10 protein-coding genes, 2 pseudogenes and 1 riboswitch are annotated in these 12,177 nt (G+C 64.4%); of the genes and pseudogenes, 10 read left to right on the top strand and 2 right to left on the bottom strand.

All coding sequences use genetic code 11. From position 1 onward, the window contains the following. Positions 1–63 precede the first annotated feature (63 nt). From ACVIIW_RS20045 to ACVIIW_RS20020, 6 genes are all read left to right on the top strand, one after another. A complete protein-coding gene (locus ACVIIW_RS20045; RefSeq protein WP_456702300.1) occupies positions 64–993 on the top strand; it encodes a histone deacetylase family protein in 930 nt (309 codons plus the stop codon). Positions 994–1,066: 73 nt separating this feature from the next. Next, positions 1,067–1,318 carry an exodeoxyribonuclease VII small subunit gene (locus ACVIIW_RS20040; RefSeq protein WP_027554315.1) on the top strand — a complete coding sequence of 84 codons (252 nt, stop codon included), beginning with the start codon at positions 1,067–1,069 and terminating at the stop codon, positions 1,316–1,318. Positions 1,319–1,911: 593 nt separating this feature from the next. Beyond that, the gene (gene dxs, locus ACVIIW_RS20035) at positions 1,912–3,840 is read left to right on the top strand and encodes a 1-deoxy-D-xylulose-5-phosphate synthase (RefSeq protein WP_456702299.1); all 1,929 of its coding nucleotides are present in this window, start codon (positions 1,912–1,914) and stop codon (positions 3,838–3,840) included. A gap of 179 nt (positions 3,841–4,019) precedes the next feature. Next, the gene (locus ACVIIW_RS20030; protein ID WP_456702298.1) at positions 4,020–4,574 is read left to right on the top strand and encodes a nucleoside 2-deoxyribosyltransferase; all 555 of its coding nucleotides are present in this window, start codon (positions 4,020–4,022) and stop codon (positions 4,572–4,574) included. A gap of 20 nt (positions 4,575–4,594) precedes the next feature. After that, a complete protein-coding gene (locus tag ACVIIW_RS20025) occupies positions 4,595–5,329 on the top strand; it encodes a TlyA family RNA methyltransferase (protein WP_456702297.1) in 735 nt (244 codons plus the stop codon). Beyond that, entirely contained in the window at positions 5,322–6,569 is a 1,248-nt protein-coding gene (locus ACVIIW_RS20020; RefSeq protein ID WP_456702296.1) for a class I SAM-dependent RNA methyltransferase, read from the top strand. Before ACVIIW_RS20025 ends, ACVIIW_RS20020 begins: the two co-directional genes overlap by 8 nt. Here the strand turns inward: ACVIIW_RS20020 and ACVIIW_RS20015 are convergent. Continuing rightward, positions 6,566–7,162 (bottom strand): hypothetical protein, encoded by a 597-nt coding sequence (locus ACVIIW_RS20015; RefSeq protein ID WP_456702295.1) that lies wholly within the window; start codon positions 7,160–7,162, stop codon positions 6,566–6,568. The two genes, ACVIIW_RS20020 and ACVIIW_RS20015, sit on opposite strands and share 4 nt — an antisense overlap. A gap of 255 nt (positions 7,163–7,417) precedes the next feature. Here ACVIIW_RS20015 and ACVIIW_RS20010 point away from each other — a divergent pair, with 255 nt between their 5' ends. Next, positions 7,418–8,476 carry a methyltransferase domain-containing protein gene (locus tag ACVIIW_RS20010; RefSeq protein WP_456702294.1) on the top strand — a complete coding sequence of 353 codons (1,059 nt, stop codon included), beginning with the start codon at positions 7,418–7,420 and terminating at the stop codon, positions 8,474–8,476. A 142-nt stretch (positions 8,477–8,618) separates the two neighbouring features. Here the strand turns inward: ACVIIW_RS20010 and ACVIIW_RS20005 are convergent, their stop codons facing one another. Further along, a complete protein-coding gene (locus ACVIIW_RS20005; protein WP_456702293.1) occupies positions 8,619–9,491 on the bottom strand; it encodes a DUF1194 domain-containing protein in 873 nt (290 codons plus the stop codon). Positions 9,492–9,742: 251 nt separating this feature from the next. Continuing rightward, positions 9,743–9,821: riboswitch (Fluoride riboswitch) on the top strand. 167 nt (positions 9,822–9,988) lie between these two features. On the opposite strand from ACVIIW_RS20005, the pseudogene ACVIIW_RS20000 reads away from it, so the two are divergent. The 3 genes and pseudogenes from ACVIIW_RS20000 to ACVIIW_RS19990 all read left to right on the top strand — a co-directional run. Next, a pseudogene (locus ACVIIW_RS20000) lies at positions 9,989–10,792 on the top strand (MFS transporter); the annotation flags it as partial. A gap of 76 nt (positions 10,793–10,868) precedes the next feature. Next, the gene (locus ACVIIW_RS19995) at positions 10,869–11,825 is read left to right on the top strand and encodes an IS481 family transposase (protein WP_456701608.1); all 957 of its coding nucleotides are present in this window, start codon (positions 10,869–10,871) and stop codon (positions 11,823–11,825) included. Beyond that, positions 11,822–12,169 (top strand): annotated as a pseudogene (locus ACVIIW_RS19990) (MFS transporter); the annotation flags it as partial. The gene ACVIIW_RS19995 and the pseudogene ACVIIW_RS19990, both read left to right, overlap by 4 nt. Positions 12,170–12,177 lie beyond the last annotated feature (8 nt).

Below are 12,177 nucleotides of genomic sequence, written 5' to 3'. Positions count from 1 at the left end.
TTGCGTTCGGGCGCCGGATGCGCCAAGCGACGTCGAGAGTTCGTTCCCTGTGAGGCCGACCTGATGAGCACGCTTCTTCTCTCCCACAAGGCTTGCCTCGACCATGTCACGCCGCCGGGACACCCTGAGAGGCCCGACCGCCTGCGCGCGGTGGAGGAAGCGCTGTCGCACGAACGCTTCCAGTTCCTGGCGCGCGACCTCGCGCCGGAGGGCGACCTCGATCTCGTCACGCTCTGCCACAACGAGCATTACGTCACCGAGCTGCGGCACATCGCGCCGACCAGCGGTCAGGTTTATGTCGACGGTGACACCTCGATGTCCCCTGGGACGTGGGAAGCGGTGATGCGCGGCGTCGGCGGCGCGGTGGCGGCGACCGAAGCCGTGATGAATGGCGAGCACCGCAACGCCTTCGTCGCGGTGCGACCGCCCGGCCATCACGCCGAGATCGGCAAGCCGATGGGCTTCTGCTTCTTCGACAACGTCGCGATCGCCGCCCGCCACGCGCAGCGCAAATACGGCATCAAACGTGCGGCCATCGTCGATTTTGACGTTCATCACGGCAACGGCACGCAAGACATCTTCTGGTCGGACCCATCAGTGATGTACTGCTCGACGCACCAGATGCCGCTGTTTCCGGGCACCGGCGCCAAGGGCGAGCGCGGCGATCACGACACCATCGTCAACGCACCGCTCGCCTCCGAGGACGGCGGTCCCGAATTCCGGTCCGCGTTCGAGGATCTGATCCTGCCGCAATTGAGGAAGTTCAGCCCGGAGCTGCTCATCATCTCAGCCGGCTTCGACGCGCATTACCGCGATCCTCTCGCCTCGCTGAACCTGCGCGCCGAGGATTACACCTGGGTCACGAGGAAGCTGATGGAGCTCGCCGACAAGAGCGCGGGGGGCCGCGTTGTTTCTGTGCTGGAAGGCGGCTACGACCTGCAAGGATTGAAAGAATCTGTTACGGCGCATGTCGGCGCCTTGATGGGCGCTTGATCGACCCGCCACATTAAGCCCGCAAAACCCTGCTGTTTTGCAACAGCAGCGAAACGGGCAATCGGAAACTTATATGGCCGAAAACACCCAAATCGACGTCTCCAGGCTCACCTTCGAGCGCGCGATCGAGGAACTCGAAACGATCGTGAAGCGGCTCGAAGACGGCAAGGTGCCGCTCGAGGAATCCGTGACGATCTACGAGCGGGGCGAAGCCCTGAAGCGGCGTTGCGAGGAGCTTTTGCGTCAGGCCGAAGCCCGCGTTGACAAGATCACCACCGATGCAAGCGGCCAGGCCGCCGGCACCGCACCACTCGACGTGCAATAAGGACGCGAGCAGCCACCCGTCCTGCGCATCGGCAGCCCGCAATTTCCGAGATCACACGCCGCGTTTCCGGGCTCGGACCGGGCGAGCCGGCCTCAGGACTGAAGGATACCCGCGCCGGCGGCCTTTATCGTCGCGAATCCCACCAAAAATGCTGTTCTTCCCGCCAGAATCCTGCCAAGGAACCTGGCAGGATTGGAACTTCCCCTCCGGCGCCGCGATTAACCAACTTGGCCCGCCGGTTGCAGGTGCATACCCGTAATCGGCCGGGCGGGTTGGCTTTGGGCAAAGCTTTGGTGTAAAGCTGCGCGCAGTGTGGCTTTTTGTTAGCCTTGCGTAGGCATTGAACTCCGACGACAAGCGCTTCAAATTGCTGATGAAATTGGCTGGGACGGACGAAGCCGATCTAAATGGCTGGGATCACACAGGGATCACAGAGACTGAACCGAAGCGCACTTAAGCTCACCTAAGCTTGAAGACGGGGCTCTGCCCCATGCAGGTGGCTCCGACGGTTTAAGGACTCGCGCTGCGCCGATATTGTGCAAACCCATCGCGCACCGGAACGAACTTCCGGCGCTGACAAATTGGAAATCGCTGTGAACGCATACAGTAAAACGCCGCTTCTCGACACCATCCGGACACCGGAAGACCTGCGCAAGCTCAAGATCGAGCAGGTTCGCCAGGTCGCCGACGAGCTGCGTCAAGAGACCATCGACGCCGTCTCGGTGACCGGCGGTCACTTCGGCGCGGGCCTCGGCGTGGTCGAGCTGACCACCGCGATCCACTACGTCTTCGATACCCCGCGTGACCGGCTGATCTGGGACGTCGGCCATCAGGCCTACCCGCACAAGATCCTGACCGGACGGCGCGACCGCATCCGCACACTCCGCACCGGCGGTGGCCTGTCCGGCTTCACCAAGCGCACCGAGAGCGACTACGATCCGTTCGGCGCCGCGCATTCCTCGACCTCGATCTCGGCCGGCCTCGGCATGGCGGTCGCGCGCGACCTTTCCGGCGGCAAGAACAACGTCATCGCCGTGATCGGTGACGGCGCGATGTCGGCGGGCATGGCCTATGAGGCCATGAACAATGCGGGTGCGATGAACTCGCGCCTGATCGTGATCCTCAACGACAACGACATGTCGATCGCACCGCCGGTCGGCGCAATGAGCGCATATCTGTCGCGCCTCTACTCCGGCAAGACCTATCGCACGCTGCGCGATGCGGCCAAGCAGATCAACAAGCGCTTGCCCAAGATCCTCGCCAACCGCGCCAACCGCGTCGAGGAATATTCCCGCGGTTTCATGATGGACGGCGGCACGCTGTTCGAGGAACTCGGCTTCTATTACGTCGGCCCGATCGACGGCCATAACCTCGACCATCTTCTGCCCGTGCTGAAGAACGTTCGCGACATGGAGACCGGCCCGATCCTGGTTCACGTCGTGACGCAGAAGGGCAAGGGCTACGGCCCGGCGGAAGCGTCCACCGACAAGTACCACGCCGTCGCCAAGTTCGACGTCGCCACCGGCACCCAGGCGAAAGCCAAGCCGAACGCGCCGGCCTACCAGAACGTGTTCGGCCAGAGCCTCGTCAAGGAAGCGCAGAAGGACGACAAGATCGTCGCCATCACCGCGGCGATGCCGTCAGGCACCGGCGTCGATATCTTCAACAAGGCCTTCCCCGACCGCACCTTCGACGTCGGTATCGCTGAGCAGCACGCGGTGACCTTCGCCGCCGGCCTTGCGACCGAGGGCTACAAGCCGTTCTGCGCGATCTACTCGACCTTCCTGCAGCGCGGCTACGACCAGATCGTCCATGACGTCGCGATCCAGAACCTGCCGGTGCGCTTCGCCATCGACCGCGCCGGCCTCGTCGGCGCCGACGGCGCGACCCACGCCGGCTCGTTCGACAACGCCTATCTCGGCTGTCTGCCCAACATGGTGATCATGGCCGCGGCTGATGAAGCCGAGCTCGTGCACATGGTGGCGACCCAGGTCGCGATCAACGACCGTCCTAGCTCGCTGCGCTATCCGCGCGGCGAAGGCCGCGGCATCGAGATGCCCGACGTCGGCGTTCCCCTTGAAATCGGCAAGGGCCGCATGATCCGCCAGGGCAACAAGATCGCCCTGCTCTCCTTCGGCACGCGTCTGGCCGAATGCGAGAAGGCGGCCGACGAGCTCGCCGCACACGGCCTCTCCACCTCGATTGCCGACGCGCGCTTCATGAAGCCGCTCGATACCGAGCTGGTGCTCAAGCTCGCCCGCGACCACGACGTCCTCATCACCATCGAGGAAGGTTCGATCGGCGGCTTCGGCTCGCATGTCGCGCAGTACCTGACCGATCAGGGCGTGCTCGATACCGGCCTGGTCAAGTTCCGTACGATGGTCCTGCCCGACGTGTTCCAGGATCACGACACGCCGACCGCGATGTACGCTCGCGCCGGCCTCGACGCCAAGGGCATCGTCGCCAAGGTGTTCGAAGCGCTCGGCAAGGACGCCAAGGCCGAGACGGTCAAGCTCGCCTGATCTGGTCACCTCTCCCGCTTGCGGGAGAGAGCTCGGCGCAAAGCGCCGGGTGAGGGTTTTCTCCTCCGGGGGTCTCGCGAGCGGAGATGCCCCCTCCCGCCCCTCCCCCGCGACCGGGAGAGGGAGCAGAGCACGCGATGCGGCTCGCACCTTGATCCAAACTTGTCCGGCTTAGCTCCATGAAAATCTATCTGGCAGGTCCTGACGTGTTCCTGCCGGATGCGGTCGAGATCGGTCGCCGTAAGGCCGCCATCTGTGGCCGCTACGGCCTCACCGGCCTCTATCCGCTCGACAACACGGTCGACCTCACTGCGCCCGACGCCTCGCGGCAGATCTTCTGCGGCAACGAGGCGATGATGGATGCAGCCGACGCCATCATCGCCAACCTCACCCCGTTTCGTGGCGCCGGCGCCGATCCTGGCACCGTTTACGAACTCGGCTACATGGCGGGCCGCCGCAGGGTTTGCCTGGCCTATTCCAACGATGGCGCCACCTATGCCGACCGCGTCGGCCGCTTCATGCATGTCGCCTTCGAGGAGGGGCGGCTGGTCGATGCGCAGGGGCTGACGGTCGAGGATTTCGGCCTCGTCGACAATCTCATGATGATCCATGCGCTGGAGCTGCATGGCTGCCCGCTGGTGACGCCGGCCAGGCAGCCGGTCGACATCTGGCACGATCTCGCCGCGTTCGAGACTTGCGTCCGGATGGCAGCCGCGCGATTGATCGCACCATAAATCGTTCAGTCGGAGATCCGATGTCCCCTGCCCGCAAGCGCGCGGATGTTCTGCTGGTCGAGCGTGGCCTGTTCGAGAGCCGGGCGCGGGCGCGCGCGGCGATCGAGGCCGGGCTGGTCACGGCTGACGACAAGCAGGTGGCAAAGCCGTCGGAGACGATCGCCGAGGATGCTGTGATCCAGGCTGAGCCAGCGCACCCCTATGTCTCGCGCGGCGGCGTCAAGCTCGCCGGCGCGCTGGAGCGGTACCCGATCGAAATCGAGGACCATGTCTGCCTCGACGTCGGCGCCTCCACCGGAGGCTTTACCGAGGTGCTGTTGGCGAATGGCGCGAGCCTGGTGTTTGCGGTCGACGTCGGCACCAGCCAGCTGCACGCTTCGCTCCGCGGTCATTCAAAAATCGTGTCGATGGAAGAGACCGATATTCGCAGCTATGAAGGCAAGCGGCTGCCGACGCGGCCCGATGTCGTCGTCATCGACGTCAGTTTCATCTCGCTCAAGGCAGTGCTGCCGGTGGCGTTATCGCTGGCTGCCGCCCCGATGAGCCTGCTGGCGCTGATCAAGCCGCAGTTCGAGGCTGACCGGAAGCACAACAAGAAGGGCATCATCCGCGACGCCGCCGTGCAAAAGGAGATCTGCGACGACATCGCGGCCTTTGCCGCTTCGCTCGGCTGCAGCGATATCGAGGTGTTTCCCTCCTCGATATCAGGCGGCGACGGCAACATCGAATTCTTCCTGGGCGCGCGCCGTGGTTGAACGCGTCACGATCGATCACGTCGGCCATCGCGGCGACGGCGTCTCGCTCACGACGGGCGATGCGGTCTATGTGCCCTATACGCTTCGAGGCGAGATCGTCGAGGTCGATCACGTCGCCGGTCATCATCCTGACCGCCGCAAGCTTCTGGCGGTCGACGTGGCAAGCCCCGAGCGCGTTGAGCCGTTCTGTCCGCATTTCGGCATCTGCGGCGGCTGCGCGATCCAGCATTGGGCCGCGGAGCCGTATCAAGCCTGGAAGCGCAACATCGTGGTCGAGACGCTGGCGCAGGCCGGCATCGCATGCGAGGTGACGCCGCTGGTCGATGCCCATGGCGCGGGCCGCAGGCGCGTCACGCTGCACGGACGGTTCGGCACGCATGACGTGCTCAAGGTCGGCTTCTCGGCCGCGAGCTCACACGACGTCATCCCAATTCATCGCTGCCCGATCCTCGATCCTGCGCTCGAAGGCGCCCTCGATGCCGCCTGGGCCCTCGCCGAGCCGCTGACGTCAAAAATGCCGGTGACGAAGCCGCTCGACATCCAGGTCACCGCGACCGCCAACGGCCTCGATGTCGATCTGCGCGGCTCCGGCCCGCTGCCGACGCCGATGGTTGCGGCGCTGTCGCGCGTTGCCGAGCAGCATCGTCTGGCGCGGCTGACGCGGCATGGCGAGCTGGTGCTGCAGCGGCTGCCGGCGACGGTCACGATGGGCCGCGCGGAGGTGGCGCTGCCGCCGGGCTCGTTCTTGCAAGCGACCATTGCGGGCGAAGTGACGCTGGCGGCACTCGTTGCCGAACGCGTCGGCAAGGCCAAGGACGTTCTCGACCTCTTCTGCGGTGTCGGTCCGTTTGCGCTCAGGCTCGCAGAGAAGGCGCGCCTCACCGCTTACGACAACGATGCCGGCGCGATTGCCGCGCTCGCAAAGGCGGCGCGCACGCCCGGGCTGAAGCCGATCAGGGCCGAGCCGCGCGATTTGTTCCGCCGCCCGCTGGTGCCGCCGGAACTACGCGATTTCGACGCCGTGGTATTCGACCCGCCGCGCCAGGGCGCACAGGCGCAGGCGCTGAAACTCGCGGCGAGCAAGGTGCCTGTGGTGATCGCCGTGTCCTGCAACGCCGCCACTTTCGCGCGCGACGCGCGGCTGCTGATTGACGGCGGCTATAAGATCGAGAGCGTCGTGCCGGTCGACCAGTTCCGCCACACGCCGCATGTCGAACTGGTGGCGAAGTTCACGCGCTAGCGCCGAAGCACGCCAAGCGCCGGCGACTCGCCGGGCAGCATGTCTGACCTGATATCGCTGTCCATGCGGCCCGAGTCCCGCTGGGTGAATCCGGCACCGAACGACAGGCTGAGGTTGGAGGTCGGCTTGAACTCGACGCCCGCAAATGCGCCGTAGCCAGGCGCGGCCGCGGAGGTCAGCGGCGCGACCGAGCTGCCGATGCCATTGCCGTATTTCATGGTGTCGACCCCGGCAAAGAACGTCACGGGCGAGCCGCCCGCGGTCTTCATGTTGTAACCGAACCGCGTGCTGTCGTAGGAGAGCGCGCTGAAATTGCCCGAAAATCCTGCCTGGCTGAAACCGCTCGAGCCGAGATCGGCGTGTTGGCTTCCGACAAAGAAGCCGGGGCGGAATTCATAACCGCTGTTGGCGTCGCCCGTATTGAAGCCGGGAAAATTACCGTAAGTGTCGGCGCTGCCGCCATAGCCGAATGCCCCGCCCGGAATCCAATATTGCAGGGGCGCGACCTGCGCATGAGCCGGTGTTCCACCGAGGCAGAAGCAGAGCACTGCGAGAAGGGTTGCAAGACCGCAGGGACGAAGAAGGCCGGGCATTCAGGTAACCGTCGGAGTGAGCGCGAATTATACTCTCAGCCTCGTGCGAATGCCAGCGTTTGCGATCATGCCGATCACGCCTCAGGTTCCGGATCGGTTCTTGCTGGGGGCTTGAACCTCCTTCCGGGCCGGACTGACACATCGAAAGGACGTGCAAGCTGAGGCCGCGGCTTTGACCGCAGAGGGCCTGGCACAGTCCGACCACGCGCAATTGCGCAGACCTTTGAAAATGCCTGACATTGCATGGAGGCTGTCATGGAGGTCAATTCCGACAGGTTGAATGCCTTTATGGGCAAGATGGTCACCGAATTCGGTGCGGCGATGAACGCATCGCTGGTTCTGCTCGGGGACAAGCTTGGCCTGTACCGCACTCTCGCCGCCAAGGGGCCGATGAGTTCGGCCGAACTCGCGAGCGCCACCGGAACGACGGAGCGCTATGTTCGCGAATGGCTGTCGAGCCAGGCGGCATCCGGCTACATCGAATACGATTCCGGATCGCGAAAGTTCTCGATGCTGCCCGAGCAGGCGATGGCGCTCGCCGACGAGGACAGTCCGGTCTTCCTCGGCGCCTTCGGCAACCTCATTGCTTCGACATTTCTCGACGAGCCGAAGATCTCGGATGCATTCAAGAGCGGCAAGGGCGTCGGATGGAACCGCCGCAGCGAATGCCTGTTCTGCGGCACCGCCCGCTTCTTCCGCACCGGCTACATGCATCACCTCGTGCAGGAGTGGCTGCCCGCGCTCGACGGCGTCGTCGACAAGCTGAAGCGCGGCGCCAAGGTCGCCGATGTCGGCTGCGGGCACGGCGTCTCGACGAGATTGATGGCGGAGGCTTTCCCGAACTCCCGCTTCTACGGCTTCGACTACCACGAGGGCTCGATCGAGGCGGCACGCAAGGCGGCAAGCGAGGCCAAGCTCGGTGATCGAGTCAGCTTTGCCGTTCATTCGGCCAAGACCTATCCGGCCGAGGGCTACGATCTCGTCTGCTTCTTCGACTGCCTGCACGACATGGGCGATCCCGTCGGCGCCATCAGCCATGTGCGCCAAACCATGGCGAAGGACGGCACCTGCATGCTGGTCGAGCCGTTCGCGGGCGACCGTCTCGAGGACAACCTCAACCCGGTCGGGCGCGTCTATTACGCGGCGTCGACGATGATCTGCACGCCGGCCTCGCTCGATCAGGAGGTGGGCCTCGCACTCGGCGCGCAAGCCGGCGAAGCGAGGCTGCGCAAGGTCGCCAGCGAAGGCGGCCTGTCGCGCTTCCGCCGCGCCGCGGAGACACCGTTCAACCTGATCCTGGAAGCACGGATCTGATCCTCACTGGACGCCGCCGTCTGACCATGTCGGGCCGCGGCGCCCGTCCCCATCCCGAATGTGACCCGGTTGCCGTCGGCATCGACCGCGTCGAAGTCGCGCATGCCATAATCGCGAGGCGAATCGTCCTATCGGGATGGGCTCAGCGACCCGAGCGGTCCGACCAGATCTTCTCGCCGATCAAGCAGCTGACGCGCGGCTCCTTGTCCGCGACGCGCATCACCGGTCGCTCGGGCATGCGCCCGGCAACCTCCATCAGCAGCTTGGTGCGGATCGCCTCCTTGAACTTCTCGCGATCCTTGATCGGAATCACGAAGGAGCCGGGACCGCCGATGACGCAATCCTCGTAGTAGTAGTCGAGATTGTCGATATCCATGGTCGAATAGGACGGCTCCTTCACCATGATCGGCAGACCGTTGATGATGATGCCCTTCTCGATCGCGAGATCGCGTGCGACGGTGACCGGACCGCCACTGTTGTTGGGGCCATCGCCTGAAATGTCGATGACGCGGCGGAGCCCGTGATAGGGATCCTCGTCGAACAGCGGCATCGCAAATCCGATCGCACCTGATATCGAGGTGCGCGAGGCGCGGCGGATCGGCGTCTTCAAGATCTCACCGGCAACCGCGTCCGCGCTCTCCGGCCCGTCGATGAGCCGCCAGGGGATGATGATCTTCTGGTCGCTGGATGCGGCCCATTCGAAATAGGTCACCGCGATCCTGCCGGTGGGCCCGGCCTTCAGCGCCTGCAAGAATTCCTTGGACTGGATCGCCTGCGCGTAACCCTCGCGCTGGACCGCAAGCTCATCCATGTCCATGGAGTAGGAGACGTCGACCGCGAGGATCAGCTCGATATCGACCGCTTGCGCATCACGGTCGGCCGCCTGTCGCGGCTGTATTGGCGGTTCGAATTTCGGCGGTTCAAGTTTGGGACTTGGTGCCGCGACGCCCGCGACGTCCCCTCCGGCAAGCATGCCGGCCACCAGCACAGCCCCGATCGAGAACAGCAACCGCATCGCAGTCTCCCGTCGTATGACGCGATGGTGACATGCAAACGCCTTGCCGCAAAGCGCGAAGATCGCCCTTGCTTCACATTCGAGTGCATCACTGCCGCACGTTGCCCGTCGTTTGGCCATAGCGATGACGCGGAAATATGCGGGCAAAACACGAGCACCGTCATTGCCCGCGATACGCCGCATCGATCCGAACGACATGCGGAGACAGATCCCCCGCCATTTATTCCCCGCCAATTCCATGCTACGTTGACGACACAGATGGGGATGGAGTCCCCCGATAACCGCCCGGCGGTCGAATGACTGTGATGGGCTGATGACTCCTGCTCGAGGTGAGGCCATCGGCCTCTCTTTGGCGGGAGCATGGACAAACCCGCAGCTGGCGGGTTTTTTGTTGCCTGAAAGCGTAGGCGAAGGAGAAGTCTGCGAACGTGACGACCACATCGAATGCTGCGCGCGCGGGGCTGCCCAGAGCAATCTGGGTGCTCGGCCTCGTCTCGATGCTGATGGACATCTCTTCCGAGATGATCCACGCGCTGCTGCCGGTCTATCTCGTCACCGTGCTCGGGGCCTCCACCCTGGCCGTCGGCTTCATCGAGGGCGTCGCGGAGGCGACCGCCTCGATCACGAAGATCTTCTCCGGAGCGCTGTCGGACCGGCTGGGCCGCCGCAAGCTGCTCGCCGCGCTCGGCTACGGACTGGCCGCGGCGACGAAGCCGCTGTTCCCGCTGGCCCCCAGCGTCGGCTGGCTGGTCGCGGCGCGTTTCATCGATCGCGTCGGCAAGGGCATTCGTGGCGCACCCCGCGATGCGCTGATCGCCGATATATCCCCTGCCGGCCTGCGCGGCGCGAGCTTCGGCCTGCGACAGTCGCTCGACACGATCGGGGCCTTCATTGGGCCGCTCGCCGCGATCGGCCTGATGTGGTGGACGTCGGATCATTTTGCGACCGTGTTCTGGGTGGCCGTGCTGCCCGCGTTCCTGTCCTTCGGACTGATCGCGTTCGCCGTGAGCGAGCCGGAGCCGGACGCGGACCGAGAGCCTGCGAAGAACCCGCTCAACACCGCCGCGATGCGGCAACTCGGGCCCGTCTACTGGCGCGTCGTCGCGGTGGGCGTCGTCTTCACGCTCGCTCGTTTCAGCGAAGCCTTCCTGATCCTGCGCGCGCAGAACATCGGCCTCAATGCGATGTGGGTGCCGGCGGTGCTGGTGCTGATGAACGTCACCTACGCGCTCTCGGCCTATCCGGCGGGCGTGCTGTCGGACCGCATCAACCGGACCGCCCTGCTCGCGCTAGGTGTGGTCTCTCAAGAGGTTGTCCATCTGGTCTGAACCGAGGAAGCTGAGGTTGCGAAGCTTCAGTGTTCCAAGGAGAGACCAGATGAACGTCCACAAGAATGCGCCTTTGACGCCCAAAGGTCGAGAGGCGATGGTGCGAAGCGTGGTCGAGGGTGGGTTGAGCCAGGCCGGCGCGGCTGACCTTTTCAACACGACGCCGAAGACGGTCGCCAAATGGGTCAAGCGCTTCCGCGAGAACGGTGTGGCTGGCTTGCTCGACCGCTCGTCTCGACCTCATTCATCGCCGAGCCAAACCCTGCCGGCCACGTGCACCGCCATCGAGGCCTTGCGCCGGCAGCGCCACACCGGCCAGCAAATCGCAATCGAGGTCAAGGTGTCGCCAGCCACGGTCAGCCGAGTGCTTCGTCGTTTGGGCTTGAACCGGATCCGCGATCTTGAACCGGCCGAGCCGGAGCGCCGTTATGAGCGTGAGTCTCCAGGCGAGATCATTCACATCGACATCAAAAAGCTGGGGCGTTTCGAGCGGGTTGGTCATCGCATCACCGGCGATTCAAGTGGTCCAAACAGGAGCCGAGGCGTCGGCTGGGAGTTCGTCCACGTCTGCATTGACGACCATTCCCGCGTCGCTTTCTCGGAGATCAAACCGGACGAGACGGTGGACAGCGCGGTGTCTTTTCTCAAGGCGGCTGTGGCTTATTATGGAGGCCTTGGGGTCACCGTCACGCGCGTCATGACCGACAATGGCGGTTGCTACCGATCTCACGCCTTCGGCGAGGCGTGCCGCGACCTGGGCATCAAGCACATCCGCACCAAACCCTACACGCCGAGAACGAATGGCAAGGCAGAGCGCTTCATCCAAACCGCACTACGGGAATGGGCTTATGCCAAAGCCTATCCAACCTCCAATCGCCGCGCCCAAGAGCTGCCGATCTGGCTGCATCGATACAACTGGCACCGGCCTCATGGTGGTATAAAGTCACAAACCCCGATCAGCCGCCTCGGTCTGACTGAGGACAACCTCTTGAGGCTCCACAGCTAGGCCTCGTCTGTCTTGCCGGCGCCGACCTCGCGCTGGCGCTGCTGCCTCATCTCCCCGGCCTCGCCCTCGGCGTCATCCTGTGGGGCCTGCACATGGGACTGACGCAGGGCTTGCTCTCGGCACTCGTCGCCGATACTGCACCGTCGGCGCTGCGCGGCACCGCGTTCGGCTATTTCAATCTGTCCACTGGCCTTGCAATGCTGGCCGCGAGCGTGATCGCCGGCGCGCTATGGGATGCCTTTGGTCCGGCGGGCACGTTTCTCGCCGGGCTCGGCTTCGTGCTGGCGGCATTGGCGGGACTGCTTACCGTCGGCAACGGGCTGGCGATGGAGAACAAGTCATGACGGGAGAC

This window comes from Bradyrhizobium sp. USDA 4449 (assembly GCF_054056275.1).
The sequence above is the reverse complement of the archived record's forward strand: the minus strand, read 5'-3'. Positions and strand labels throughout refer to the sequence as shown.

Excerpts from the sequence above, each read along its gene's own strand:
- ACVIIW_RS20045 (WP_456702300.1), top strand. The coding sequence starts at position 64 with ATGAGCACGCTTCTTCTCTCCCACAAGGCTTGCCTCGACCATGTCACG.
- ACVIIW_RS20040 (WP_027554315.1), top strand. The coding sequence starts at position 1,067 with ATGGCCGAAAACACCCAAATCGACGTCTCCAGGCTCACCTTCGAGCGC.
- ACVIIW_RS20030 (WP_456702298.1), top strand. The coding sequence starts at position 4,020 with ATGAAAATCTATCTGGCAGGTCCTGACGTGTTCCTGCCGGATGCGGTC.
- ACVIIW_RS20025 (WP_456702297.1), top strand. The coding sequence starts at position 4,595 with ATGTCCCCTGCCCGCAAGCGCGCGGATGTTCTGCTGGTCGAGCGTGGC.
- ACVIIW_RS20015 (WP_456702295.1), bottom strand. The coding sequence starts at position 7,162 with ATGCCCGGCCTTCTTCGTCCCTGCGGTCTTGCAACCCTTCTCGCAGTG.
- ACVIIW_RS20010 (WP_456702294.1), top strand. The coding sequence starts at position 7,418 with ATGGAGGTCAATTCCGACAGGTTGAATGCCTTTATGGGCAAGATGGTC.
- ACVIIW_RS20005 (WP_456702293.1), bottom strand. The coding sequence starts at position 9,491 with ATGCGGTTGCTGTTCTCGATCGGGGCTGTGCTGGTGGCCGGCATGCTT.
- ACVIIW_RS19995 (WP_456701608.1), top strand. The coding sequence starts at position 10,869 with ATGAACGTCCACAAGAATGCGCCTTTGACGCCCAAAGGTCGAGAGGCG.